General features: G+C 51.5%; 20 protein-coding genes, 1 tRNA gene and 1 pseudogene. 13 read left to right on the forward strand and 9 right to left on the reverse strand.

Annotation, left to right across the window (positions count from 1 at the left end; all coding sequences use genetic code 11):
• Nucleotides 1-19 precede the first annotated feature (19 nt).
• Together J9260_RS10085 and J9260_RS10090 are read right to left on the reverse strand one after the other, a co-directional pair.
• Entirely contained in the window at nucleotides 20-1,378 is a 1,359-nt protein-coding gene (locus J9260_RS10085; RefSeq protein ID WP_210217663.1) for an MFS transporter, read from the reverse strand.
• Between the two features lie 59 nt (nucleotides 1,379-1,437).
• Nucleotides 1,438-2,427, reverse strand: a complete 990-nt coding sequence (locus tag J9260_RS10090; RefSeq protein WP_246499381.1) for a YbgA family protein — start codon at nucleotides 2,425-2,427, stop codon at nucleotides 1,438-1,440.
• 50 nt (nucleotides 2,428-2,477) lie between these two features.
• Between J9260_RS10090 and J9260_RS10095 the strand changes: the two genes are divergently transcribed.
• From J9260_RS10095 to J9260_RS10120, 6 genes are all read left to right on the forward strand, one after another.
• Nucleotides 2,478-4,574 carry a mechanosensitive ion channel domain-containing protein gene (locus tag J9260_RS10095; protein WP_210217664.1) on the forward strand — a complete coding sequence of 699 codons (2,097 nt, stop codon included), beginning with the start codon at nucleotides 2,478-2,480 and terminating at the stop codon, nucleotides 4,572-4,574.
• Between the two features lie 19 nt (nucleotides 4,575-4,593).
• Nucleotides 4,594-4,668 (forward strand) — tRNA-Arg (locus J9260_RS10100).
• Nucleotides 4,669-4,775: 107 nt separating this feature from the next.
• Nucleotides 4,776-5,081, forward strand: coding sequence for a type II toxin-antitoxin system RelE/ParE family toxin (locus tag J9260_RS10105; RefSeq protein ID WP_210217665.1), 306 nt, complete (start codon nucleotides 4,776-4,778; stop codon nucleotides 5,079-5,081).
• Nucleotides 5,078-5,404, forward strand: a complete 327-nt coding sequence (locus J9260_RS10110; RefSeq protein WP_210217666.1) for an addiction module antidote protein — start codon at nucleotides 5,078-5,080, stop codon at nucleotides 5,402-5,404. The genes J9260_RS10105 and J9260_RS10110 overlap by 4 nt, the downstream gene beginning before the upstream one ends.
• Entirely contained in the window at nucleotides 5,401-6,501 is a 1,101-nt protein-coding gene (potA, locus tag J9260_RS10115; RefSeq protein WP_246499383.1) for a spermidine/putrescine ABC transporter ATP-binding protein PotA, read from the forward strand. The genes J9260_RS10110 and potA overlap by 4 nt, the downstream gene beginning before the upstream one ends.
• Nucleotides 6,502-6,630: 129 nt before the next feature.
• Nucleotides 6,631-8,304 (forward strand): hypothetical protein, encoded by a 1,674-nt coding sequence (locus J9260_RS10120; RefSeq protein ID WP_210217667.1) that lies wholly within the window; start codon nucleotides 6,631-6,633, stop codon nucleotides 8,302-8,304.
• Here the strand turns inward: J9260_RS10120 and tadA are convergent.
• Both tadA and J9260_RS10130 read right to left on the reverse strand, forming a co-directional pair.
• A complete protein-coding gene (gene tadA / locus J9260_RS10125; protein ID WP_246499762.1) occupies nucleotides 8,284-8,736 on the reverse strand; it encodes a tRNA adenosine(34) deaminase TadA in 453 nt (150 codons plus the stop codon). The genes J9260_RS10120 and tadA overlap by 21 nt on opposite strands.
• Before the next feature lie 10 nt (nucleotides 8,737-8,746).
• Nucleotides 8,747-12,943 carry a hypothetical protein gene (locus J9260_RS10130; protein ID WP_210217669.1) on the reverse strand — a complete coding sequence of 1,399 codons (4,197 nt, stop codon included), beginning with the start codon at nucleotides 12,941-12,943 and terminating at the stop codon, nucleotides 8,747-8,749.
• Between the two features lie 187 nt (nucleotides 12,944-13,130).
• Between J9260_RS10130 and J9260_RS10135 the strand changes: the two genes are divergently transcribed.
• The 3 genes from J9260_RS10135 to J9260_RS10145 all read left to right on the forward strand — a co-directional run bounded on the left by J9260_RS10135 (nucleotide 13,131) and on the right by J9260_RS10145 (nucleotide 14,994).
• Nucleotides 13,131-13,481, forward strand: coding sequence for an addiction module toxin RelE (locus J9260_RS10135; RefSeq protein ID WP_210217670.1), 351 nt, complete (start codon nucleotides 13,131-13,133; stop codon nucleotides 13,479-13,481).
• Between the two features lie 26 nt (nucleotides 13,482-13,507).
• Nucleotides 13,508-13,822, forward strand: a complete 315-nt coding sequence (locus tag J9260_RS10140) for a helix-turn-helix domain-containing protein (protein WP_210217671.1) — start codon at nucleotides 13,508-13,510, stop codon at nucleotides 13,820-13,822.
• An 83-nt stretch (nucleotides 13,823-13,905) separates the two neighbouring features.
• Entirely contained in the window at nucleotides 13,906-14,994 is a 1,089-nt protein-coding gene (locus J9260_RS10145) for an O-acetylhomoserine aminocarboxypropyltransferase/cysteine synthase family protein (protein ID WP_246499385.1), read from the forward strand.
• Between the two features lie 2 nt (nucleotides 14,995-14,996).
• Here the strand turns inward: J9260_RS10145 and J9260_RS10150 are convergent, their stop codons facing one another.
• Nucleotides 14,997-16,055 carry an IS701 family transposase gene (locus tag J9260_RS10150; RefSeq protein ID WP_210217672.1) on the reverse strand — a complete coding sequence of 353 codons (1,059 nt, stop codon included), beginning with the start codon at nucleotides 16,053-16,055 and terminating at the stop codon, nucleotides 14,997-14,999.
• A 42-nt stretch (nucleotides 16,056-16,097) separates the two neighbouring features.
• Between J9260_RS10150 and J9260_RS10155 the strand changes: the two are divergent.
• From J9260_RS10155 to J9260_RS10170, 4 genes and pseudogenes are all read left to right on the forward strand, one after another.
• Nucleotides 16,098-16,292, forward strand: a pseudogene (locus J9260_RS10155) (PLP-dependent transferase); the annotation flags it as partial.
• Between the two features lie 153 nt (nucleotides 16,293-16,445).
• Nucleotides 16,446-18,677, forward strand: coding sequence for an NADP-dependent isocitrate dehydrogenase (locus J9260_RS10160; RefSeq protein WP_210217673.1), 2,232 nt, complete (start codon nucleotides 16,446-16,448; stop codon nucleotides 18,675-18,677).
• Nucleotides 18,677-19,717, forward strand: a complete 1,041-nt coding sequence (locus J9260_RS10165) for an agmatine deiminase family protein (RefSeq protein ID WP_210217674.1) — start codon at nucleotides 18,677-18,679, stop codon at nucleotides 19,715-19,717. The genes J9260_RS10160 and J9260_RS10165 overlap by 1 nt, the downstream gene beginning before the upstream one ends.
• The gene (locus J9260_RS10170) at nucleotides 19,714-20,601 is read left to right on the forward strand and encodes a carbon-nitrogen hydrolase (RefSeq protein ID WP_210217675.1); all 888 of its coding nucleotides are present in this window, start codon (nucleotides 19,714-19,716) and stop codon (nucleotides 20,599-20,601) included. The genes J9260_RS10165 and J9260_RS10170 overlap by 4 nt, the downstream gene beginning before the upstream one ends.
• Before the next feature lie 48 nt (nucleotides 20,602-20,649).
• Here J9260_RS10170 and J9260_RS10175 read toward each other — a convergent pair whose 3' ends face one another.
• From J9260_RS10175 to J9260_RS10190, 4 genes are all read right to left on the reverse strand, one after another.
• The gene (locus tag J9260_RS10175) at nucleotides 20,650-21,753 is read right to left on the reverse strand and encodes a transporter substrate-binding domain-containing protein (protein WP_210217676.1); all 1,104 of its coding nucleotides are present in this window, start codon (nucleotides 21,751-21,753) and stop codon (nucleotides 20,650-20,652) included.
• 306 nt (nucleotides 21,754-22,059) lie between these two features.
• Nucleotides 22,060-22,545 carry a PIN domain-containing protein gene (locus J9260_RS10180; protein WP_210217677.1) on the reverse strand — a complete coding sequence of 162 codons (486 nt, stop codon included), beginning with the start codon at nucleotides 22,543-22,545 and terminating at the stop codon, nucleotides 22,060-22,062.
• Entirely contained in the window at nucleotides 22,542-22,871 is a 330-nt protein-coding gene (locus tag J9260_RS10185; RefSeq protein WP_210217678.1) for a UPF0175 family protein, read from the reverse strand. The genes J9260_RS10180 and J9260_RS10185 overlap by 4 nt, the downstream gene beginning before the upstream one ends.
• Nucleotides 22,872-22,969: 98 nt before the next feature.
• Nucleotides 22,970-24,406, reverse strand: coding sequence for a hypothetical protein (locus J9260_RS10190; RefSeq protein ID WP_210217679.1), 1,437 nt, complete (start codon nucleotides 24,404-24,406; stop codon nucleotides 22,970-22,972).
• Nucleotides 24,407-24,447 lie beyond the last annotated feature (41 nt).

The raw sequence follows: 24,447 nt of genomic DNA on the forward strand, positions 1-24,447 counted from the left end.
TCTAAAATGTTCGGCGATTTTACGCTGATGGGCTTGAGAATGCATCCAGTGCGGATTGATCCAGACTGGCCTTATCAACTTTCAGATAAGCGACGCACTCATCCGCTGCCACCGCTACCTCTTTAACCCCCGGAACTGCCAGCAACGCATCGTGCAAGCGTTGTTTATCTGAAAACAACAACGGGTCGAGCTTCACAATACGGCTGGTATAAAAAGTCGGCGGAGGTAATTTCAATGCCACCAGCAACCACACCGCCGCAATCGCCGCGCTCAACACAAACACACCCGTGACACCCCACTCATGGTTCACCATACCACCGAGTGAGCCACCGGCAAAAATACCCAGAAATTGTGAGCTACTAAAGATACCCATCGCGGTTCCCTTGGTATTCACCGCCGAATACTTCGCCACTAACGAAGGCTGCACCGCTTCCAGAAAGTTGAAACCAATAAAGAATAGTAAAAACGCCACAAATAACCAGGTAGCGTTGGCGTGTCCCGCTGCCATTGCTAGTTCCGCCACAATCAACAACACGGTTGCCATCAACAGTAACGGGCGGATTTTATGTTGCTTTTCCGCCATAATAATCAATGGAATCGACAGTAAAAACGACCCCAAAAACACCGGCAAATAGACTTTCCAGTGTTCGCTGCTGGGTAAGCCCAACTCCTGTTCAAAAATCGTCGGCAATACCAGAAAGTTCGCGGTCATCACCAAATGCAGGATAAACACCCCCACGTTCATGCGCAGCAACGCGACATTCGCAAGAGCCTTACCCAAATAATCTTTCATAATCCCGGCATCGCGGTGTTGCAAGGTGCGGGCAGGGTTAGGAATCGCGAATACCACCAGTGCAATTCCACTCAATGCTAATAATAAGGTTAGCCAAAAAATGCTTGGCACGCCGCCAAATTGATTCACCAAGGGGCCGATAATCATCCCCAGCATGAAAGAGACACCGATAGTTAAACCGATAATTCCCATGGTGCGCACCCGGTGCTCTTCACGAATCAAATCCGCCGCTAAAGCCATCGTCGGTGCAGCTACCGCGCCCATACCCTGAATCGCCCGCCCCAGCACGATTACCCACATACTATGTGCTAAAGCAGCCACCGCACTTCCCAATGCGAACACCAGCAAGCCGCCAATAATCACCGGCTTACGCCCGATTTTATCGGATAAAATCCCCAGTGGAATTTGAAAGATGGCCTGCGTCAGGCCGTAAATCCCAATGGCTAAACCCGCTAACCAAGGGGTCGAATCCGGTAAGGTTTCGGCATACAAAGCAAATACCGGCAAAATCATGAACAGACCCAGCATTCGCACTGCGTAAATCGCCGCTAACGATGCTGTTACCCGCCATTCCAGACTATTCATTACCCACAAGCTCTACATGACAACACAAAGGCAAGAGAATGGCACAACAACGCCCCGACCTACAACTGGTTACGCAGCATCAACTCACCCGGATGCGGGCTAAGGTAGTGTTGCCGCCCGATATAAGGCTGCGGATGCCGCCGAAAATGGTGTTTCAATAATGTCACCGGCACTACCAGCGGCACATAGCCTTGGCGGTATTGGTGAATGGTGTCGAGTAATTCTTCACGATCCAGCGCGTCAATGTGCGGTTTCAAATAACCCATTAGGTGCATTAACACATTCGCATGACGACCGCGTGTCACCCGTTTGGATAACGCCGCCATCAGCAAGATAATGTATTCCTCACCCAATGCTGCTAAATCCGTGACCGCACCGGCTTGCGCCACTTTTTGCCCTAATTGACGCGCAATGTCTTGATCGTGCGCCATCAGCATGTATTTGTGATCCGCATGGAAATCGACCAGTGATGCAGGCGTTAATCCCGTTGCCAGCAAATCGCGCCAGCGGTGATAAACAAATACCCGCCCGATGAAATTTTCACGCAATACCGGGTCACACAACCGCCCTTCTTCTTCCATCGGTAACAGCGGGAAACGCGCCCGCAATGCCTGTGCAAACAAGCCTACGCCATCACGTTCCGGGGGTAAGTTGGGTTTTAGCGGATCGTAAACTTTGACACGTTCCATCCCGCAACTGGGTGAGCTTTTTTTGAGGATATAACCGCAAACCTCGCTGACTTGCGCCACTACTTTATCCAGATAATGGGCTAAGGCTTGGGTGTGATCGACGCTGGCATCTTTAACATTGACCGCCCGTATTTGACTATCGCGGCGGATTAAACGAATCGTCGGGCGCGGCATCCCCAACCCTGCACCGACTTCCGGGCATAAGGGCAAAAAGTCGAAGTATTGACCCAAGGTTCCCGTGATATAACCGTCACGCTTGTGGCTGCCGTCATAACGCACTTCCTGCCCAATCAGGCACGCGCTGACCCCTACTTTTATCCGCTGAAAATCACACATGATGCCAAGTTTATCCCAATTCATTGGCCTGCGATGTTATCCTTTAATTGGAATAAAGCAATCAAGCGGACATTATGCGGGACTATTTTCATCATTACTTACTTGGGTTTATCCTCTGGTTGATGTGCGCATTGCCGGGATACGCGGCGGATACCTTGACGGCAAATGCATTACTGGACGATTTACGGCGGCAAGTAGACGCGGCTGAACAAACATTTGCGCAAAACAAAGATGACGTAACGCAACTAGAGCAATTGGCAACCGCCAGCACCCATTTAGCGCAACAAGCGCAAACCTGTTTAAGCGATTACACCCAAAATCAAACCCAAGCCCAGCAAGCGATTGAGAGCCTCGGTGCTGCCAGCAGTGACGATTTACCCGACATTAAAAATAAGCGCAAAGAATTGGAACAAAGCCGCCAAGCTGCGGAAAAAGTATTGTCGCAATGCCGTTTATTTAGTTTGCGCATCAATACCTTGCTGGAAGAAATCAGTAAATCACGCCAAACCCTGTTACACGATCAACTGCTGACCCCAACGCATTCAATACTGAGTCACTTAGAAGCGTTGTTACAGCCGGAAGTGTGGAAGCTGGATATTATCAATACCGCGAATACCTTGTGGCAGCCGGAAATTGCTTGGCTTCACTTGCCCATCGCGCTGCTTTACGGTGTGGGTGGCTTGGTGCTGGGGCTGTTTTGGCGCAAACGGGCGCGGAATACGCATCAGGCTCGCCAGCTTGCATTAACTACCACCAGCCCGACGCTGGGACAGACTTGGCGATACGGGCAACAGTTTATGCCGTATTTGCTGTCGCTGGCTTGCGTGCTGATCGCATTCCAACTGCATCCGCTGGGTATACCGCCACTGCCTGACAATGATTTATTGGGTTTAGCGCACATTGTTGGCGGGACGCTGCTGGCATTAGGCTTGATTCGGGTGTTGTGGCTGTTATCGGGGCGTTTGGCTTTTTTGCGCTACACCCGTTTGTATTTGCTGGCGGTGGTGGCCTTGCTCGTTGCCATCGGTAGTTTATGGCTGGGTTATCGCAATTTTGCGCACCTGTTAATCAGCGGCGTAACCGGATCGCTGGTGGTATTGTTAACGGCATGGCTGTTGTTACAAATTCCCAAAGAAATCTTTGATGGTCTTGACGAAGGCCGCGCTCCTTGGCAACAGCACATTCGCCAGCATTTAGGCTTAAAAGCGAACCAATTTGTACCGGGTATGGTGTGGTTGCGTTTGACGCTGGCACTGAGCATTACCGGCATTTCGGTATTATTGCTGCTACGCCTGTGGGGAATGCCGGAGCAATACCTCACCCTGTTGCTGAACCGGCTGGATAGCGGTTTTGAAATTGCCGGTTTTAAACTGGAACCGTTGCGTATTATCGGCGGCTTGCTGGTAATTGCGCTGCTGATCAGCATGACCCATGTACTGAAAACACACGTCGCGGAAAACTGGCTGCAACGCACCGGATTAAGCCGTGGCGCACAAGAAACGGCTACCACGGTTTCCGGTTATATTGGGATTTTACTGGCTATTTTACTGGGCTTATCCGTCGCTGGGATTGAATTCAAAAACCTCGCGATTATCGCCGGGGCATTATCCGTCGGTATCGGTTTTGGCTTACAAAACATCGTGAATAACTTTGTTTCCGGCCTGATTTTATTGTTTGAACGCCCGATTCGCAAAGGCGATTGGATCAAAGTCGGCAATGCTGAAGGCTACGTGCGCGACATTAGCATTCGCTCAACCACCATTCAGGCGTTTGATCATTCCGATATTATTGTGCCGAATTCGGAAATTATTTCCGGGCAAGTCACCAATATGATGCTCAATGACAACGTGGGGCGCATTATTATTCCCATCAGCGTGGCTTACGGCTCAGATTCAGAACGGGTCATGCACATTTTACAAGCCGTCGCCGACGCACACCCCACCGTCGTAAAAAGCGACGAAGCCATGCGCATCAACGTGCTATGCCGGGGGTTCGGCGAGGACTCACTGAAATTTGAATTACGCTGTTTCGTAACGAATATCGAAGCACGCACTGGAGTGACCAGCGACTTGAATCTGGCGATTGATAAAGCATTCCGCCAAGACGGTATTGAAATCCCCGCATCGCGCCTTGGGTTACACCGCGTTGCTGCTGCATCCGATAACGTATAGAATGCACAACCTGCACGCTGGCTCCATAGTTTAATGGATAAAACGGCCCCCTCCTAAGGGGCAGCTACAGGTTCGATTCCTGTTGGGGCCGCCAGTGCAAGTTCATTACCTCCTCCATCCGCTGAAATCTTCTAAGCAAAAACCACCACGTTATGCTCAATACTTGCTATGCTTGTGGTGTTAACCATAGGATACGGTTTAATGATAGAAATTATCCAAAGTAAGGTGTTTTCAGATTGGCTGCTTGGTCTGAAAGATCGACAGGCGCGGGCGCGTATTTATGCGCGGCTTGATCGCATGGCGGATGGAAACTTTGGTGATGCCGAACCGATAGGTGAAGGAATGAGTGAGGCACGCATTCATTATGGCCCCGGTTATCGGTTATATTTCATGCAACGGGGGCAGGCATTGGTAGTGCTGTTGTGTGGTGGTGACAAGTCCACCCAACAGCGTGATATTCAACGAGCAAAGGTAGTTGCCGATCTGTGGAAGGGGGAAAATCCATGAGTACAACATTCAGCCGTTACGATACTGCTGCCTATTTAAAGACCGATGAAGATATGCAGGACTATCTGGAAGCTTGCATGGAAGAGGCGGGAGATGATCCGCAATTCATTGCCAAAGCGTTGGGCGTGATTGCCCGCGCCCGTGGAATGTCACAACTGGCACGTGATTCCGGGTTGGCACGTGAGAGTCTTTACAAGGCGTTATCGGGTGAAGGTAATCCTGAGTTTTCCACTATTCTGAAAGTGATTAACGCTATGGGGTTACGATTGCATTTCAGCTTGCGGGACACCGCACCCACTCTCTCAACGGTGAAACTTTCGTGAATAATCCGCTGCTCACCCTTGCTGGCATTACCAAACGTTTTGACGCACAAGAAGTGCTGTCCGGGTTTAACCTGACGATTCAGCACGGCGAATTTTTTACGCTGTTAGGGCCGTCCGGTTGCGGTAAAACTACCGTATTGCGGATGATTGCAGGCTTTGAACAGCCCGATGAAGGCAATATTTTGCTGGATGGGGTGGAATTAAGCGGTGTACCTGCGGAAAAACGCCCGGTTAACACCGTATTTCAAAGCTACGCGCTGTTTCCGCACATGAGCGTGTTCGATAATGTCGCGTTTGGCTTGAAAATGGCAGGCGTGAACCCTCAAGACATTGCGGTGCGTGTTGCCGAAGCATTAACCACAGTGCAATTAACCGAGTTTACCACCCGTAAACCGCATCAATTATCCGGCGGGCAAAAACAGCGCGTCGCCATTGCCAGAGCGATGGTTAACCGCCCGAAAGTGCTGTTGCTGGACGAATCACTGAGTGCGCTCGATCATAAGCTGCGTCAGCAAATGCAGATGGAACTCAAGCAGTTACAACGCAAATTGGGCATTACGTTTATCTACGTTACCCACGATCAAGAAGAAGCCTTGTCAATGTCGGATCGCGTCATGGTGATGCACAACGGGCAGGCGCAACAAGTCGGCACACCGCGCGAAATTTACGAATCCCCGCGTAATTTATTCGTGGCGCGGTTCATTGGCGAAAGCAATGTGTTTACCGCCACCATTGTGCGCGAACTCGGCGATTACCATTACCTTGCTACGATTGATGGCGTGGAAAAAGAGATTCGCGCGGATCAACGTTTTGAAACCGGCGAGTTGGTTAATGTGATTTTGCGCCCCGAAGATTTGCGCATTGATTGCCGTAACGATGGCATTGCCCGCCAAGGCTTCCCCGGTAAAGTGATTGAACGCAATTACACCGGGCAAACCCTGAACTCGCAAATTTTGCTGGAAAACGGTTTAACTGTGATTGCGCATGAGTTTTTCGACGAAGATGACCCGGACTTTGACTACAGCATTAATCAACAGGTTGGGGTTGATTGGGTTGCCGGTTGGGAGCATGTGATTCGTCATGACGGTGAGCATTGACGACCACCTGTCTACTAATTCGCACTTTTCATCCCAGCTCTGCCCATTGCGTCTATACTCAGTACCATAATCACATAACACTAACGTATCTAATGGCAGCATTATCGCAATCGACAAGGAGCAGTCAGTATGTCCCACGATAGAGAACAACAACTCAACGACGATCTCAAAGCGTTTACCCAAGACCCCATAACGTTCATGAATCGCCAAGTCCCTAAGCAGGATGCAGCAGGCAACCCCACCCAAGGTGCGACGCTGTTTTCAGACGATGCAATCATCAGCCAAGCCTACATTGATGCGCGTGACGAGCAACGCCAGCAAATGCTGCTGGATAACGGCGAGGTTTCAACCCGTGCCGCTGTTGCTGCCAATGATAAAGCTGAAAATCTGGTTGATACCTTCAAATACAAAAAGCTTGAAGACATCGAAGCTGCCGGATTAATGAAAGCCAGTTTGGATGAATCCCCTTGGTCGGATGATTATTGGGCCATTTACAAAGGGGTATTGGGTGCGCGTTACGCCGATCCTAACTTCCCAGCGGATGCAGACTGGAAAAAGAACCAAGATTACATTCGCGCGAAGCCATCAGCCGCGATTCTCACCAGTGGCAGTGCCGCACGCATTAATCAACTATCCCCGGCGGAAAAATACGATGCCTTGGTCGGTGATGCGGGTGAATCATTAACCCGTTACGGCTGGGCAGAAGGCAAACGTTATTACGATGCCAATGGTGAAGTTGAAAGCTGGATGGGGATTTGTCACGGCTGGGCTCCGGCGGCGTACATGCTAGGCCGCCCTACCAAAGCGATTACCTTGAAGACACCGAGTAATGTGCCGATTACGTTTTACCCGTCTGACATTAAGGCATTGGGTTCGTTATTGTGGGCAAATGCTGCCAGCTCCACGAAGTTCATTGGCGGGCGTTGTAACGACAAAGACCCAACCAGCGACCCTGTTACCGGGCGCACCACGTCTGCACAATGCTTTGACACCAATCCCGGCACTTGGCACATGGCAGTCGTGAACCAAATCGGGGTGTCACGGCGCAGCATGGTGCTGGACGTAACGTTTGACTACGAAGTGTGGAATCAACCGACTTACGCTTACGAATACCGTTACTACAATCCCAAAACCAACACAGCTCAAGCGACATTAGCCGCTGCAACCGTGGCGATTGGTGATTTCACTAACGACAAATTCCGCGCCTTCCGTAGCCCTGCTACCAAGTTTGTTATCGGGGTGCAAATGGTGGTGTCTTACGTGGTTGAAACCCGCCCCAGCCAACGCACTGACGACAACCCTAGCCACGATGCGATTCAAAAAGCCACGTACTATTACGATCTTGAGTTGGATGCGAATAAAGTCATTATCGGCGGCGAGTGGTATCAAAACAGACACCCCGATTTCCTGTGGACACCCGGCAAAACCTCACGCGCCCAAACCAATTACGAAACTCAAGCAACCGGCACATGGAAGCAAGCGGAAGCTGTGCCAGCAGCATGGCGTGCATCTGCTAAAGCAGCAGCGAGTGCGCAAGGTTCGCCATTGGCAGCGATTGTTGAGCAGATGATTAAGTTCTCACGGGCAGGAACGGTTACACCAATACCCGCACCGACCCCGACTCCTACGCCGGTTCCAACACCCGTACCTACTCCGGTTCCGACACCGGCTCCCGTACCAACACCGCGCCCTACCCCGGTTCCGGTTCCAGTACCAACGCCAGTACCGACTCCGCGCCCTACGCCAGCACCTGCGCCACGTCCATTAACTTGGTGGGAACGTTTACTGGGTATTCGTCGCTAAAGCCAGACGGCGTGCGCGGAAAAAAGCCCGTAAGGTTTCCGCGCATTCCTCGCTCAACACGCCACCGGATACACTAACCCGGTGGTTGTGACGCTGATCTGTCAATAAATCAAACGCACTCCCCGCCGCCCCCGTTTTCGGGTCAAAAGCTCCAAACACCACCCGTGCAATCCGCGCATGAATCATCGCCCCCACACACATAGGGCAAGGCTCTAACGTCACGTACAAGGTCGTGTCCGGCAAACGGTAATTCCCTGCCGCTACACCCGCCGCACGCATTGCCAGCATTTCCGCGTGTGCCGAAGGGTCGTGCAAGGTAATAGGCTGATTCCAACCTTCACCCAGCACCACCCCGTCACGAATAATCACTGCGCCCACCGGCACTTCACCTTGCGCAGCAGCTTTAGCGGCTAACGTTAAGGCGTAGCGCATCCAAGTTTCATCACTCTGCACTGACCGCTTTCTCCACCGCTGGTGTTGTTGGTGTTGCAGAGGGTTTCGGCGCACGCGGTGGCGTGGCTTGCCACAAACCGCCGTGATTCAATGCCTGCCAACCCCAACGTAACCAACCCAATAAGGCGACTGCCAGCCACAATGCCCAAGCCAACATCAGCAAGCGGTAAAACAACAACGGCACGCTCACCGCCACTGGTTGCACCAACACTGGCGCGGAACGATCCTGATACCACAGCAATTGCTGCGCCCACGAACCGTTACCGGCAATCTGCATATCCGGCAAACCCAGCAACCCATTGGCAACCGCACCAATCAATGCAGGCAATGCCAACACCGTCAGGCACACCAACGCCACTTGCATCAGGTTAAATTTCCAATACGGCAACACCTTGTTGTATTTGCCGCGCATTGCCAGCGCAATCAACCAAATCGCCAGCAACACCATTAAATACGGGCTGCTTTGACTTAACCCGACACCCAGCAAAAACCACTGCCAAGCTTTCAACGGGGTCAAACCCGAACGCCCCAGTAAAATCGCCAGCACCAACAATACCGCCAGCATTCCCCAGAATAATACCGCAGGCCCCAGCAATGGCCCGTGCGTCCACAATACCCAGCGGTCTTGCGGCATTACCAAACGGAATTCGCTGTTCACACTCGGCAAGCCCAAATCCAGCGTCGGGAAACGGTACAGCAATGGAATCGCCCCCGTTTCCTGCCATTCCAGCACTACTTCTTGTTTACGCGGCAATAATGGCAGCATGACTTTGCCTTGCTGTTGCTGGATCGCCTGTTTAACGCCATCCACCGTCAGGCTTTTCAATACCGCATTTTCCGGCAAGGTAATCGGGTGTTGTGAACCCCGGCTGCTGTGTAAATTCAGGCGCAAACTCACGTCGCGGGCGCGTTTGCCCACTTCAATATTTACCTGACTGGCGAGAATCGTCACGGTTTGTCCGGCAGTGCCTTGCGGACGATTGACTGCCAATTGCAAGGTTTCACCAGCCCAAGGTTTCCACAACAATACGCCCTGCTTGGCATCTTCTTGGTAAGCATTGACCGGTAAACCGCTGGCTTCAACGTGCCACACCGGGCTGGCTGCAACTTGCCACTCTTCCAACCATGACGGATTATTGCTCGCAGTCAAGGCAATGGTGGTGCTCGGCGGCAGGCGCGAAGTCCATTCCAGCTTGTCTTGTTGCGGCTTTAAATTCACCTGTAAGGCATTGTCTTTAAGCGCGAATTGCTCACTCAACGGCTGTTCACCGGGCAATAACGGAATCGCTAAACTAATCGGCGCGGCACTGTCAGACACCCGACTAATGGTTGTTACCACGTACCAGTCTAACCCCAAATCCAACCGCCGCTGAATTTTCACAAACGCGGGCAATGTCGGGGAATCTTGCGTGGTGGCATTATCCAACGCGGCAGTACGATTGAGTTGCAACTGATCATCGGGAACCCCGTTATCGCGCAACCCATCCACCTGCCAGCCTTCACCCTGCCAAATCACCCGATGCGGTTTCAACGGTAACGGCAATGCCAAACTGCTGCGGCTGGGCAATTCACCTTGCAACACTACTTCGTGCTGGCCTTGCGTTAACACCACCCACAAACGCTGCTCTTCATCACGGCGCAACGCGGTTGTCGCCGCACCGTTCAGCAATACAGTTTGCGGCATCCACGTGCTTTGGCTTCCCGGCAATGGCAACGCGACGGTTTCGGCGGCGTGTACCCGCAAGCGCAATTGCAGCGCGTTAGCTTGTAATTGCATATCCATCGCGTCGATTTGCGCACATCCCGGCAAACAATCCGGGGCGCGTAATAAACGCTCTTGCAAGGTTTCCAGTAGTGCCGGAGACGGCGGTTCTGCGGCAAATGCGGCGGGCGGCTGCCCCATCCATAACGGTAAAATCAGTAACACCGACGCACTGGCTTGCCACCAAGTCGCCGGATGACGTAAACGTTGCCACCAGCCACCACCCGGTTTTGCCGCCATTGCCAAACGTAATGCCAATAAAAACATCACAATCACACCCATGATTTTCAACAAGGAATATGCCCAAGGCGGCAATAGCCACAAATTCGCGCGCTCATCCGGGGTAATCACCCCCGACCATTCCAGCACCACTTGATTCCCTTGCCAACGCGGTAAACCCGGCCCGGTCTGAATCATGCTGTTAGGGTCAATATTGCGCAAATTGGCTTCGCGTTTCGCATCAATCCCTGATTTCAGGTAAGACGAACCGGCATCACTGTATTCATTACTCCCCGGTTCTACCGCTGCTTTGACTTTGGCAGCGACACGTTGCTCGACTTGTTGCTGCATTTCTGCCACCTCAGTTACTGCATCCGCTGCCATATCAGCAACTGGCGCGGCGGGCATAGGTGCGGGCACGGCAACAGGTGCTGCGGCAGGCACGGCTTCACCTTCAAGCACACCGCCAAAACCGCCACTCACGCCTTCATGACCAGCTAACTGCGGGTACATTGCCATGCGCACTGTCGACAAAGTAAACGGCAACATAATCAGCACCAACATCAGCAAACTCGCCCAACGGTAACGTTCCAGCCAAGTCTGCACCGCACCTGCGGGCAACGCACGTAACATTGCCACCACCGCCAGTAAATTCAACCAAATGAATTGCGGCGCGTCATCCAAATGCCAAGTCAATACCAACGCCACACCTGCTACGGCACTCCATCGCCAGCCGTACAAATACCCGGTAGCCACCACAATCAGCAGCACCAAAAACAAATCCAGCAAATCCCATTGCTGCAACCAAGTGGCAGGCAAATTATCCGTGCCTTGTGCCGCAAACAACAACCAACCCGGTGGTAAATGCAAAGTGGTTTGCACCTGCTGCAATTCCTGCTGCCAACCGCTTACCGGCAATTGCGCATTACCTGCTTCATAACGGCTATCCGCTTCCAGATTTAACGCACGTTGACGTACTTCCACCCCATCGGCTTGACCTTCTGGCGGACGGGTAATCAATTGCGGTTCACCATCCAGACTCACCCGCCCCAGACGCATTTCCGGCAACACTTCCAAGCGCGATTGCTGGGCTAATGTGCCGCTTAACTGGTCTTGCAGGGTGTAACCTTTGCCATCGAAATCCAGCCACAACTGACGATTTAACCGAATTTGCGCGGGACTATCTGCCATTCCACGGTGTTGTTCCACCAATTGCATTGCGGTACCAGCGGTCAATAAATACGCGGGCAAACTTGCCCAAGCTTCCGGTAAACGGGTTTGGCTGGGGTCAACGCTATTCACGCCCTCAACCTGGACTTGACGCATACTCGGATCGGCTTCAAACACCCACACTTCTTCACTAGGCCAAGGTGCGGCACTCGCAGGTAACGCTAATTGCTGCACATTCCCCAAAGCACGCCCGGTTAAGGTCAGCGTCCATTCGCCGGGGCGCAATTGCACTTGCAACTTACCGTCTTGCCCCATGCGTGTCGGCAGTGGGCTATCTAAACGCAACGGGATAAAACCTTCCAGCAATACCGGAGCCAGTTCTACATGGCGTTGCTTGCCTGCGACGCGCAGTTGAATGCTGGTGGTAACGTCTAACGGGTGGGAGTCGTGAACTTTGCGGAATACTTGCACATCAAGATTGTCTTCGCTGGCTTCTTGCTGAGTACGGCTTAACCACAGACTGCCCGCTGTATTAAATTCCGGGGCGGCAATCGGCGTACCGTTCACACTCAACTGCACCAAACCGGTATCAGGAGCTACAAATAACGCTTCCGGCAATTTATCCCAGACGAATTGCCCGCTCAAATCGTGGCTGCCAGCGGGCAAAGTAATCACCGGATAACCGTCTTCTTCCGTCACGGCTAACGTCGTATTCTCGCCTTGACGCACTTGCTGCGGCCAATGTTGCGCATCACCGGGTAAACGCACCTGAGTTTCGCCATACACCTGCCAATGCTGGGTAAATGTGCCGCCTTGATCGGTTAATTGCAGCTCCAATCGCCCCGGCCAAGCGCACTGACGCTGCTCCGCGTTATACAAATAAGGACATTGGTAATCGGGGTGTTCATCCAGCACCCAGCCTACCCACGGTTTGAGCGGCTCCGGTACTTGTTCGGGGGTCAACGGTTTGGCATGAACACTGCTTCCTACCAACAGCAATACACACAACAACAGGCGCAATAACAGGTGCGGCATAGCGACATCCTCAGATTTTTGATTATGCAGCAAATTATACCGCGCAATAGCCCAAGAAGATGCACAAAAGTAACGAACCATGCAAAATCGCCGACGCTGTGTTACGCAAGCAAGTTCAGACTCCCTTTCGTTGTCAACTATACGAAGTTATCGTATAGTTGTTGCAAAGTGATACTAGAGAAAAGTTATGCCTCAACTGCCCAGTTTTGTGGAGTTACCATCTTTTGAGCGATTTCGTGAGGATTATCTGAACGACGATGAGTACAGGGATTTTCAACGTTTATTAATCGAAAGTCCCAAAGCAGGCGATGTCATTGCGAGTACAGGTGGTTTGCGGAAAATTCGTTTTGAAGACAAGCGGCGGGGAAAAGGTAAGCGTGGTGGTTTGAGGGTTATTTACTACTACCAAACCAATGCTTTGGAATTCTTGTTGTTCGCTATTTATGATAAGGATGAGGCAAGCGACTTGACCAGCAAGCAAAAAGTGGCGTTTAAGGCATTCCTTGAATCCGAATTGAAGTTGCGCTATCCACAATAACATCATGTCCGAATAAGGTGATTAGCATGAAAAAACGTAATTTATTTGACGAATTGATGGAAGGTGTTGAAGCACTCAAAGCAGAGCGTGAGGGCAAAATCACCTTGAAACGAGTGCAATTAGAGGTACTCGAATCGCCTGCAATTCAGCCCAGTGAAATATTGAAATTACGTGAATCTCGCCACTTGTCGCGCTCTGTATTCGCTAATGCGATACGTACAAACCCGCGCACCGTAGAAAGTTGGGAGCAAGGGCGTAGTAAACCTAATCCTCATGCGGTTCTATTAATGCGTTTGGTTGAAAAGTATCCAGAAACGCTGGAGCATTTGCGAGCTATTTGAGGAAGATGCACACAGGCAATGAACCATGCAAAATCGCCGACGCTGTGGTATACCTTCACCTCCAACCAAAGGAGGACTCATCCATGAAAAAAGAAACTATTTCAATCCACGGTGGCTATACCACCGACCCGACTACCAAATCGGTTGCTGTGCCGATTTACCAAACCGTTTCTTACGAGTTTGACAATGCACAGCATGGCGCAGATTTGTTCAACCTCGCAGTTCCGGGCAACATTTACACACGTTTGATGAACCCCACTAACGACGTGCTGGAAAAGCGGGTAGCGGAACTCGAAGGCGGTTTAGCCGGATTAGTCGTCAGCTCCGGGATGGCGGCAATCAATTACGCGATCCTGACGATTGCGGAAGCGGGCGACAATATCGTTGCTACCCCGCAACTGTACGGCGGCACGTATACTTTGTTTGCGCACATGTTGCCTAAACAGGGTATCGAAGTGCGTTTTGCGGAAAACGACAGCCCGGAAGCCATTGAAAAGCTGATTGATGCCAAAACCAAAGCGGTTTTCTGCGAAACCATCGGCAACCCAGCGGGCAATATCGTTGACATCGAAGCCATTGCCAGCGCGGCTCACAAACACGGGGTCGCGGTCATCGTCGATAACACCGTGGCAACCCCGATTTTGTGTACGCCGATTGATTACGGCGCGGACATCGTAGTACACGCCCTCACCAAATACATCGGCGGGCACGGCAATTCCCTCGGGGGGATTATTGTCGATTCCGGCAAATTCCCTTGGGCAGACCACAAAGAACGTTACCCGGTATTAAATCAGCCTGAACCCTCTTATCACGGCGTGGTATACACCGAAGCGTTGGGTGCGGCAGCTTATATCGGGCGGGCGCGGACAGTGCCATTGCGCAATACCGGCTCGGCGTTGTCGCCCTTCAATGCCTTCTTGATTTTGCAAGGGTTAGAAACACTGGCATTGCGGATGGAACGCCACTGCGATAACGCTATTGCCGTCGCTAAATACCTGCAAAACCACCCGAAAGTCGAATGGGTTAACTTTGCAGCATTGCCTGAAGACAAGTATCACGCGCTGGCGCAAAAATACTTCGATGGCAAACCCGCATCCCTCATGACCTTCGGGATCAAAGGCGGCTTTGACGCAGGCATTAAGTTCTACGACCAATTGCAGATGATTAACTGATGTTACGCAGCCCTAAGCACCTGTAGCTCATCAAAAGCGCCCCGAATTGCCTTGGCGTAGAGCTTTGAACGCAAGGCAAAGTGGTTAAGATGCTTGCTGATGGTCAAACACTCCATTTTGAAGACGGCGACGATGGAGGCGAATAAGTGATTCGCTTGTGTTTTAGCGGTGTGGGCAGGGGATTTCGCAAAGGCAGCATTGGATTTGAGCGATTTATGGAAGACCTCGACTTTCCACCGTTTTTGGTAGGTTGTCGTGATTTCGTCCCACTCTGCTGCCAAGCGGCTACAGACCAGATACAAAATGCCGCTGCTGCCGTCTTTGTTCGTAAAGACTTGCCGGGCGAGCTTGACGGGGAAGGTTAGCCCCTTCAACCAGCCCTTGATGGCTTTTTGTTCTGTCCATACCAATTGGTCGAGTCGTGTGTAACGTTTTGCCTTGCTGTCTACTTCGCTCAATGCCACTAATCGGTTACTTTTCAATGCCATAATGAAGTCCTTTTGCCGTTTCTCCTTGATGTGTTCCATATTCTCGGCGGAGGCGAACCAAATGTCGCTCAACACCCATGAAAATGTCAGTTGGTTTTGAATGCAGGTGTCAATCATGGAGCGCATTTGCTCATTTTTGGTGACATCGCTGCACCGCTTTTCTTGGCGTGTATTGATGTCACAGAAACGGAACGGTTTCCGTATCAGTTCAAATGCAACAGGAATGGATGCACCATTGCTATGATATAGACAGTTTAACAAGTTGATTCCCTTGATATTACGCCCTTTGCAGTGGTCGTAATGCCAACAAATTAGATCGTTTTCGTCCATGTAGGGCTTTTCTTGCACCGTATCGTCGATGATCAGGATGCCATCGGCTGATTCGACCTCCCTGACGGTCTTTTTTACCTGTTTCCACAGGTCTTTCGAGGTGTACTCATCTCCCGAAAGAAAACGACTGATCGCATCGTGGCTAATTTCGCCGTCCAATAATTGGGATAAACCCGTTGCTGTGGCGTAGCCAAAGGTCACGGTCAGGTAGTCGGTGTAGAGGTCAAGACGTGTTTGATTCATACCTGAAATATAGTCGAGGAGAGGTCGGACTGCGTAACATCAGTGATTAAACGCTTGGTCAATATTGGCGACGCAAAATCACTGGCTTGCCACCCTGCTTCCACCACTCACCGCCAGTTGACCGGAGACGAACAACTGCGAGCGGGTGTACGCCCGGAAACTATCCGCATCAGTGTTGGGATCGAACACATCGACGACATTATTGCGGATCTGGAACAAGCATTCGCGATCCTTTAAGAAACCCTTCCCAGCCTCCTCTGTGTCAGGGGAGGCTTAAAAAGCATTTATTGACGCAAGATTGATTCAAGTCATATCTCTAAAGTGATATACGCAAAACAACGTGATATGATAATGCGCCAATTTTTGTATCTTGACCGCTAGGGGAAGCGCATGACCGTTCAAAATCCGACCATTATTTATACACTCACCGATGAAGCACCGTTGCTGGCAACGTATTCGTTATTACCCATCGTTAAAACGTTTACGCAAGCCGCCGGTATTGAGGTCACGCAAAGTGATATTTCAGTGGCAGCGCGTATTCTGGCGGAATTCCCCGATTACCTGACTGAGACGCAACGTGTACCGGATAATCTGGCGGAATTGGGTCGTCTGACGCAAGTTTCAGACACTAATATCATTAAGTTACCCAATATCAGTGCCTCAATGCCGCAATTGAAAGCCGCGATTACCGAGCTGCGTGCCAAGGGTTTTGCCGTGCCGGAATACCCCGAAAACCCGCAAACGGATGCTGAAAAGCAGTTGCTGACCCGTTACGCCAAAGTATTAGGCAGCGCGGTGAACCCGGTATTGCGTGAAGGTAATTCCGACCGGCGTGCACCACCAGCGGTGAAACGTTACGCGCAGAAAAACCCGCATTCGATGGGTAAATGGAGTCCGGCATCACGTACTCACGTTTCGTTTATGCGTCGTGGTGATTTTTATTCCAGCGAAAAGTCCATGACGATGGATCGTAATTGCGATGTACGCATGGAACTGGTGATGGCGAATGGTCAAGTCATGCGCTTAAAGGAAAAAACCTCGCTGCTGAAAGACGAAATCATCGACGGCATGTTCATGAGCAAAAAAGCCTTGTGCGCGTTCTATGAAGAGCAATTAGCAGATGCGAAAGAAACCGGCATTATGCTTTCCCTGCACGTCAAAGCCACCATGATGAAAGTGTCGCATCCCATCGTGTTTGGTCATGCGGTCAAGGTATTTTTCAAGGATTTATTTGCCAAACACGGCGAACTGTTTGCGCAGTTGGGCGTTAATCCAAACAATGGCATGAGCAGTGTTTACGAGAAAATTCAGTCGCTGCCTGCGGAAAAACGCGCGGAAATTGAGGTGGATATTCAAGCTTGTTACGCCAATCAGCCGGAAATTGCGATGGTCGATTCCGACAAAGGCATTACCAATTTGCACGCGCCGAATGATGTGATTGTGGATGCGTCCATGCCTGCGATGATCCGCAATGGCGGCAAAATGTGGGGCGTGGATGGCAAGCTCAAGGACACCAAAGCGGTGATTCCTGAAAGCACCTTTGCGCGTATTTATCAGGAAATGATTAATTTCTGCAAAACCAACGGCGCGTTTGACCCGGCAACAATGGGTTCTGTGCCTAACGTGGGTTTGATGGCACAACAGGCGGAAGAGTACGGTTCGCACGACAAGACGTTTGAAGTGCCTGCGGATGGCGTGGCGCGGATTGTGGATGACCAAGGCAAAGTGCTGATGGAACAACACGTCGAAGCGGGTGACATTTGGCGCATGTGCCAAGTGAAGGACGCGCCAATACGTGACTGGGTAAAATTGGCGGTAAATCGGGCGCGTCAGTCGAACACCCCAGCGGTATTCTGGCTTGATCCGTACCGTCCACATGAAGCCGAATTAATCAAAAAAGTGAACCTGTATCTGCAAGACCATGACCTGACGGGCGTGGAAATTCACATTATGTCGCAAATGCGGGCGATGCGTTTCACCTTGGAGCGGATTGTACGCGGCATGGATACGATCTCCGTGACGGGCAATATTTTGCGCGACTACCTGACGGATTTGTTCCCGATCATGGAGTTGGGAACCAGTGCCAAAATGCTGTCGATTGTGCCGTTGATGGCGGGTGGCAGTCTGTTTGAAACCGGTGCGGGTGGTTCCGCGCCGAAGCATGTACAGCAATTGACCGGTGAAAACCACTTGCGTTGGGATTCGTTAGGTGAATTTTTAGCACTGGCGGTATCACTGGAAGAAGTCGCTATCCAGACAGGCAGTCCACGTGCCAAGATTCTGGCAACGACGCTGGATTTAGCAACCGGCAAGCTATTGGATAACCGTAAGTCACCGTCGCCCAGAACCGGGCAGTTGGATACACGCGGTAGCCATTTCTATCTGGCGATGTACTGGGCGGAAGCCTTGGCAGCACAAACAGATGATATAGAATTAGCCGCACAGTTCGCGCCGCTGGCACAAGCATTAACGGCAAATGAGCAAACGATTGTCGCGGAGTTGAATGCGGTGCAAGGTCAGGCGGTGGATTTGGGCGGGTATTATTATGCTGATCCGGCAAAAACAGCGGCGGTGATGCGCCCCAGTGCGACGTTTAATGCAGCATTAGCAAAGGTATATTGATGGAATCACGCAATTTTCTTCCCGAATGGCACAACCAATGGGGTGTGCTATTGGCTTGGCCTCACCCCGACACCGATTGGGCGGATAACCTCGCCGCCGCCGAAATCTGTTACACCGAAATCGTGCAGGCGATTAGCCAACGCGAAGCCGTGTTATTGTTATGCCATGATGATGCGCATCAAGCCCACATTGAAAGCGTTTTAGCTGCCAGCAGCAGCGAGCGCGGGCGGGTGCATTGCGTGCAAATGCCTTACAACGATACTTGGGCGCGGGATTTTGGCTTTATTACGGTGCTGGTCGCGGGCAAACCGCGCTTATTGGACTTCACTTTCAACGCTTGGGGCGGCAAATTCGACGCGGCCTTAGATAATGCGGTCAATGCCAAACTGTTGCAACACCCGTTGCTAACGGGTCAAACGCTCGAAGCACACCCGCTGGTCATGGAAGGCGGCAGTCTCGAAACTGACGGGCAAGGCACGTTACTCACCACCGAGATTTGCCTGCTTAACCCCAATCGCAACCCTAGCCTCGACCGCGCTCAGATTGAAACCCAATTGCGCAGCAGTTTAGGGGTGGAACGGATTTTGTGGCTGGCAAACGGGCATCTGGAAGGCGACGACACCGACGCACACATTGATACGCTGGCACGTTTCGCCGATGCGCACACCCTGATTTACATGAGTTGCGATGACCCTAGCGATTCACACTACGGCGCGTTGCAGGCAATGCAAACCGAGTTGCAGGCATTGCGTCAAGCGGATGGCACGCCGTATCGCTTGTTGCCAGTGCCATTGCCAGCGGGTATTTATGCAGACGGACGACGTTTGCCCGCCAGTTACGTGAACTTTTTAATCGTTAATGGTGCGGTATTATTGCCGGTGTATGGCGATGAGCGCACCGACCCGATAGCGATTGCGCAAACCCAAGCGGCATTTCCGCAGCATGACATTATTCCGATTGATTGCCGTGCGTTGATTGCCCAAAACGGCAGTCTCCACTGCGTCACTATGCAAATTCCACACGAGGTCGTCACTGCATGAGCCGTCCACTCACCGTCGCTGTGGTACAACACAGCAATTGCGCCGATTACGCTGCTAATTTAGCCAGCAGCATTCAAGGCATCCGGCGTGCCGCCGCGCAAGGTGCAAACCTCGTGATGTTGCAGGAATTACACACCGGGCTGTATTTTTGCCAAGTGGAAGACACCGATTACTTCGATTTAGCCGAAACCATTCCCGGCCCTAGCACCGATACCTTGGGGCAACTCGCGGCGGAACTGGGGATTGTGATTGTGTGTTCCTTGTTTGAAAAACGCGCCACGGGTTTGTATCACAATACGGCAGTGGTGCTGGATACTGACGGTAGCATTGCGGGGAAATACCGCAAAATGCACATCCCCGATGACCCCGGTTACTACGAGAAATTCTATTTCACCCCCGGCGATTTGGGCTTTACCCCAATTAAAACCAGCCTCGCCACCTTGGGCGTATTGGTGTGTTGGGATCAATGGTATCCCGAAGCAGCGCGGTTAATGGCTTTAGCTGGAGCGGAATTACTGCTTTACCCCACCGCGATTGGCTGGAACCCGCAAGACACCCCGGAAGAGCAAGCGCGGCAACGCGACGCATGGATCACGGTGCAACGTTCCCACGCAGTAGCCAACAATATTCCGGTATTAAGTGCCAATCGGGTAGGCTTTGAAGGCGACCCCAGTGCGCAAACCGCTGGCAGTCAATTTTGGGGTTCGAGCATGATTGTCGGCTGGCAAGGGGAATTGCTGGCGCAGGCGGATACCACCAGCACCACCGAATTGGTCGTCACCTTGGATATGGATCGCACCGAACAAGTACGCCGCTGGTGGCCTTACTTGCGGGATCGGCGCATTGATGCGTACCAAGACATTACCCGGCGTTACCGCGACTAAATAACGGACACGAAGGGGGCGTATCCACTACGCCCCTACGCGGATCGTTTATTCTTGGCGTAACCACTTTTCGCGCAAGGTTTGGTGGAAACTGTTACCGCTTTCCACTTCGCGCAATTGCATCAGCACTTGGTTTGCTGGCTCGCGCAACGGGCTGTTATCGGGGAAGGCGATACCGTAACTTTGCGGGTTAAAGCTCACTGGCACGACCGCTAACACCGATTTACCAGCTTTTTGATTGGCCTGATTCGCTAAGTACAATAGGCGCGGGCCATCGTGTACCAGTGCATCGACTTCGCCTTTGCGTAACCGCGCCATGCCCTCATCCAAGGTTTGCACGGGTGTTACGTTAATGCCGTTTTGTTCCAGCCATTGACGCGGCGCATCGGTAGCAACAGCGGCAACGGTTTTACCGGGCAAATCTTTCTCGGTGCGAATCGTGCCACTCACGGCTTGTGCTGTCAGCGCGGTGGTCACTACTGCTGTCACCACGCTCATTAAAATCAGCCCTAACAAGTGCCAAGACAAGTCCACCACCCGCGCTAACCCGCGACTGTGCGGCGTTTCCCACGTCAATAACATGGTCAAACCCCACCAAAACGATTCACGAATCCCCGCGACATAACCGGCTGGCATGGTGGCGTGGTGTTTGTCGTGGCGGTCAATCCACAAGCGGATGTGGGCGGTGGTGATCAACATCAACAACAACAGCAAACCGCTTTGCCAAGTAAACAGCTTACCTAATTCAGTGAGCATGACTAAAAACGGGTTAGATTGTTGGTGTTCGGGCGACACCATGATTTGCAAACCCAATTCATACATTGAGTTAGAAAAATTGACGCGCTTTTCACGCTCTGCCGTCACCGTGAGTGCAGAAATACCAGCATCAACTTGCTGTTTTTCGACCGCACTCACCAAATCATTGGTGGTGTCAAAATAGACCCACTCGGTAGTGCGCCCCAAGCGTTTCGCAATTTCCTGCCACAACTCCACGCTGAAACCACTGGGTTGACGCTCGGCGGCTGGCTTGGTGGCATCGTACATAACCCACGGCTCAGAGGGTTTGATCCCTACTCTGAGCGGCTCTTCGGCATGGGCAAACGGGGTGATAAATAGAACAAACAGTAACAACGCTTGTGTAATCTTTGACACGGCATTCCCTCGCTAAAATGTGGCTGTCATTGGCGGCGAGTATAGCGAAGAATCGCGCAAAAAACCTTCAAACCTTAACGCGAAATGGAAAACCAGCTCCATAGGTCGCGGCAATTCCCCCAACAATCATTGTTGGCTAACAGCATTAAGATAAAGGTTACAACAAGCACCACTAGGATGATTTTGATGTCATTCGTCATTGGGGATAACTCCTTAAACTGCCCCAGACAATAGCCGAATGTAACGTTACAGCCTGCGATTGCCCGACGAATGGCAAGAAGTTGGCGGTGAGTGGGCGGTAACACCCTACCCCACTCGATAAGCTGCCAAAACCTGCTGATAAAGCTTGTCAGACATCCTAAAACCATTGCGGATTGCTTGATCAAGCAGAGCTTGCGCAGATACTGGCTGTAACACGCTTTTCCTGATTGCCAACAGCAACAACCCCGCAAAACCTGTGACGATCAGGTGTTTTTGCTGGGCAATTGCCCGTCCTTTGCGCTCATCAATCAAGATCGGGAGTTGACGTTCCAAGGCTAAGGTAATGGCTTCCGCCTCACCTGCATCCAACACAAATTGAAGGCTGCTAAGTTGCTCGGAAGGCTCAAGCCGGATGATTTCAATACAGGCTGTTGCCTTGATTTTATGGATAATATCGGGCGAACCTGCCACGAGTTCATTCAATACCGCGTGTGGAATCAGGATGCTATCAAACACCGCACACAGCAAGTCCAGTGCCTGCAAACCTTCCAATGCAATCAAACTAGTGGTATCACTGACGATAACTTTCATGCCGCCAACAGCTTCTCAATTGCCACCAAATCTTCGGAAAAATCGTAATCAGCAACAGGAACGCCCAATAAATCCAATAACTTGATGGTTTCGTGTTGATTTTTACCGAGTGCTTTGCTGAGTTGTCCCAAACTCAAATCACCACTTTGAAAGCCTTTGATGGCAAACCACGGCAATAACCCCTGCTCCATCACACCTTCAGCAAAAGGCAATGCCAGCCCTAGCGGTTGACCGTGTTTGGTAATTAAAAGGTAGTCATTGTCCTGAAATGCCTTGGTCAGTTTACCCGGATTGGTTTGAAGTTCCTTGATACCTATGACTTGCATAAATTTGTACTCCTTTTTAGCTGTCCACTTATAATAAGCAGTTTAGTAAAATTATTCAATTGACGCTAAACGCGCAGAATACGCACCAAAACCTCGCGTTATTTCTCCCACGCGCTAAACGCATCCGGGTTGGACACGCTCAACGTCACCCCATCAGCACTAATACTGCTGCCACCGCGCAGGCTTAGTTTCGTACCCGCACACGCCCCGGAAAAACTGAGCACGCCATTCGGGCCACCGGAGAACGTGCCACCACAGGATTCTTCTTCACTCACGCCGTTGAGCGAGGCCACCGAACGCCGTTTCAATGAGGCTTCACCATAACCGGGCACTTGGCTACCCACGTTCCAAAACGATACGGTAATAGTGGTGGTCACAATATTGGTAAAACCACCTGCACTGTAGTCGCCATCCATCGAGCCGGACGCAGTTACTTTAACCGGGGTTATTTCCGCATCCGCATCGCTAGGCGGTGGCGGGTTAGCGGCATCAGCCTCATCTTCCGTGTCGGGCTTGTCGGCATCTGCTTGTTTGTCTTCACCCGTTAGCCCCGCTTTTACCGCTTCCCACGCTTCGGGGTCGTTGTTTTTCAGGGCTTCGCGCCGCTCTTCAGGGGTCATATCGGCGTAGCTTTTTTTCTTGTCAGCATCCGCTTCGGGTTTTTCTTCCGGCTCTTTTTTGCTGTCTTTGATTTTTTCTTCCAGACGTTTTTTAGCGGCTTCGGCCTCGGCTTTTTCTCTGGCTGCACGCTTTTTGTCGGCTTGTTCTTTCAGCTCTGCCTCTTTGAATTCTTTTTCCTGATCAGCTTTGCGTTTGTCTGCCATTTCTTTGATTTTCTTGTCTTCTTCCGCGTGCTTGGCTACGTCTTTTTTCCAGCCGTTAATGTAGCTGGCAACTTCACGGTCAAATTTTTCCAAGTCAGGTACATGGGAATAATCAATCTGATCGAACATGGTAATAAACGGGCTAGTTACCACATCGCCCACTTTGGTGGCATCAGCCAAGTTTTTGTAAATGTCAGATTCCAAAATGAAGCCGGTAATAATGCGGTCGTGGTATCGCTTGGCGGCTTCAATATCGGCGGGTACTTTTTCCCACTGACTCGGATCTTCGGGTAACTTCATGGCATCGCGCACCGCGACTTTATCAGCCATCGCTTTGAGCTTGTATTCGTATTGCTTGCCATAAATCTTGCCGTACTTTTCCGCCACCAAGTACCCATAATCGTGACGTTGCGCCACTTCATCCAAGGAATCCACGGGCGCATCCAACCCGGCTTTATCGGCATCCTCACCACCGCCCCAATAACCGGGGCCATACCATTTACCGTAGCGCGTAATGGGTTCGTTTTTAATCACTCCGGCGCACAACGAAGCCCAACCGCGATCACCCCGTTCGGCGGTGGTTACGCCCATCATCGTCAACGCCTGTTCGCAGCGATCCCGTACAGAAACGGCTGCCCAAACGTCATTCACTGTGAATAAGGCACACGCCACTGCCAAGGTGAGCATTTTTCGGCTAGTCATTGCTTGCATATTATTATCTCCTGCATTCTGTTATGCGTTACCGCGCCACA

Origin of the sequence: Thiothrix unzii, assembly GCF_017901175.1 — a bacterium.
Classification (GTDB): Bacteria; Pseudomonadota; Gammaproteobacteria; order Thiotrichales; family Thiotrichaceae; genus Thiothrix; species Thiothrix unzii.

Bases quoted from the DNA above. Each gene is read 5' to 3' on its own strand.
- J9260_RS10085 (WP_210217663.1), bottom strand. From the start codon at position 1,378: ATGAATAGTCTGGAATGGCGGGTAACAGCATCGTTAGCGGCGATTTAC.
- J9260_RS10090 (WP_246499381.1), bottom strand. From the start codon at position 2,427: ATGAATTGGGATAAACTTGGCATCATGTGTGATTTTCAGCGGATAAAA.
- J9260_RS10095 (WP_210217664.1), top strand. From the start codon at position 2,478: ATGCGGGACTATTTTCATCATTACTTACTTGGGTTTATCCTCTGGTTG.
- J9260_RS10105 (WP_210217665.1), top strand. From the start codon at position 4,776: ATGATAGAAATTATCCAAAGTAAGGTGTTTTCAGATTGGCTGCTTGGT.
- J9260_RS10110 (WP_210217666.1), top strand. From the start codon at position 5,078: ATGAGTACAACATTCAGCCGTTACGATACTGCTGCCTATTTAAAGACC.
- J9260_RS10120 (WP_210217667.1), top strand. From the start codon at position 6,631: ATGTCCCACGATAGAGAACAACAACTCAACGACGATCTCAAAGCGTTT.
- tadA (WP_246499762.1), bottom strand. From the start codon at position 8,736: ATGCGCTACGCCTTAACGTTAGCCGCTAAAGCTGCTGCGCAAGGTGAA.
- J9260_RS10130 (WP_210217669.1), bottom strand. From the start codon at position 12,943: ATGCCGCACCTGTTATTGCGCCTGTTGTTGTGTGTATTGCTGTTGGTA.
- J9260_RS10135 (WP_210217670.1), top strand. From the start codon at position 13,131: ATGCCTCAACTGCCCAGTTTTGTGGAGTTACCATCTTTTGAGCGATTT.
- J9260_RS10140 (WP_210217671.1), top strand. From the start codon at position 13,508: ATGAAAAAACGTAATTTATTTGACGAATTGATGGAAGGTGTTGAAGCA.
- J9260_RS10145 (WP_246499385.1), top strand. From the start codon at position 13,906: ATGAAAAAAGAAACTATTTCAATCCACGGTGGCTATACCACCGACCCG.
- J9260_RS10150 (WP_210217672.1), bottom strand. From the start codon at position 16,055: ATGAATCAAACACGTCTTGACCTCTACACCGACTACCTGACCGTGACC.
- J9260_RS10160 (WP_210217673.1), top strand. From the start codon at position 16,446: ATGACCGTTCAAAATCCGACCATTATTTATACACTCACCGATGAAGCA.
- J9260_RS10165 (WP_210217674.1), top strand. From the start codon at position 18,677: ATGGAATCACGCAATTTTCTTCCCGAATGGCACAACCAATGGGGTGTG.
- J9260_RS10170 (WP_210217675.1), top strand. From the start codon at position 19,714: ATGAGCCGTCCACTCACCGTCGCTGTGGTACAACACAGCAATTGCGCC.
- J9260_RS10180 (WP_210217677.1), bottom strand. From the start codon at position 22,545: ATGAAAGTTATCGTCAGTGATACCACTAGTTTGATTGCATTGGAAGGT.
- J9260_RS10185 (WP_210217678.1), bottom strand. From the start codon at position 22,871: ATGCAAGTCATAGGTATCAAGGAACTTCAAACCAATCCGGGTAAACTG.
- J9260_RS10190 (WP_210217679.1), bottom strand. From the start codon at position 24,406: ATGCAAGCAATGACTAGCCGAAAAATGCTCACCTTGGCAGTGGCGTGT.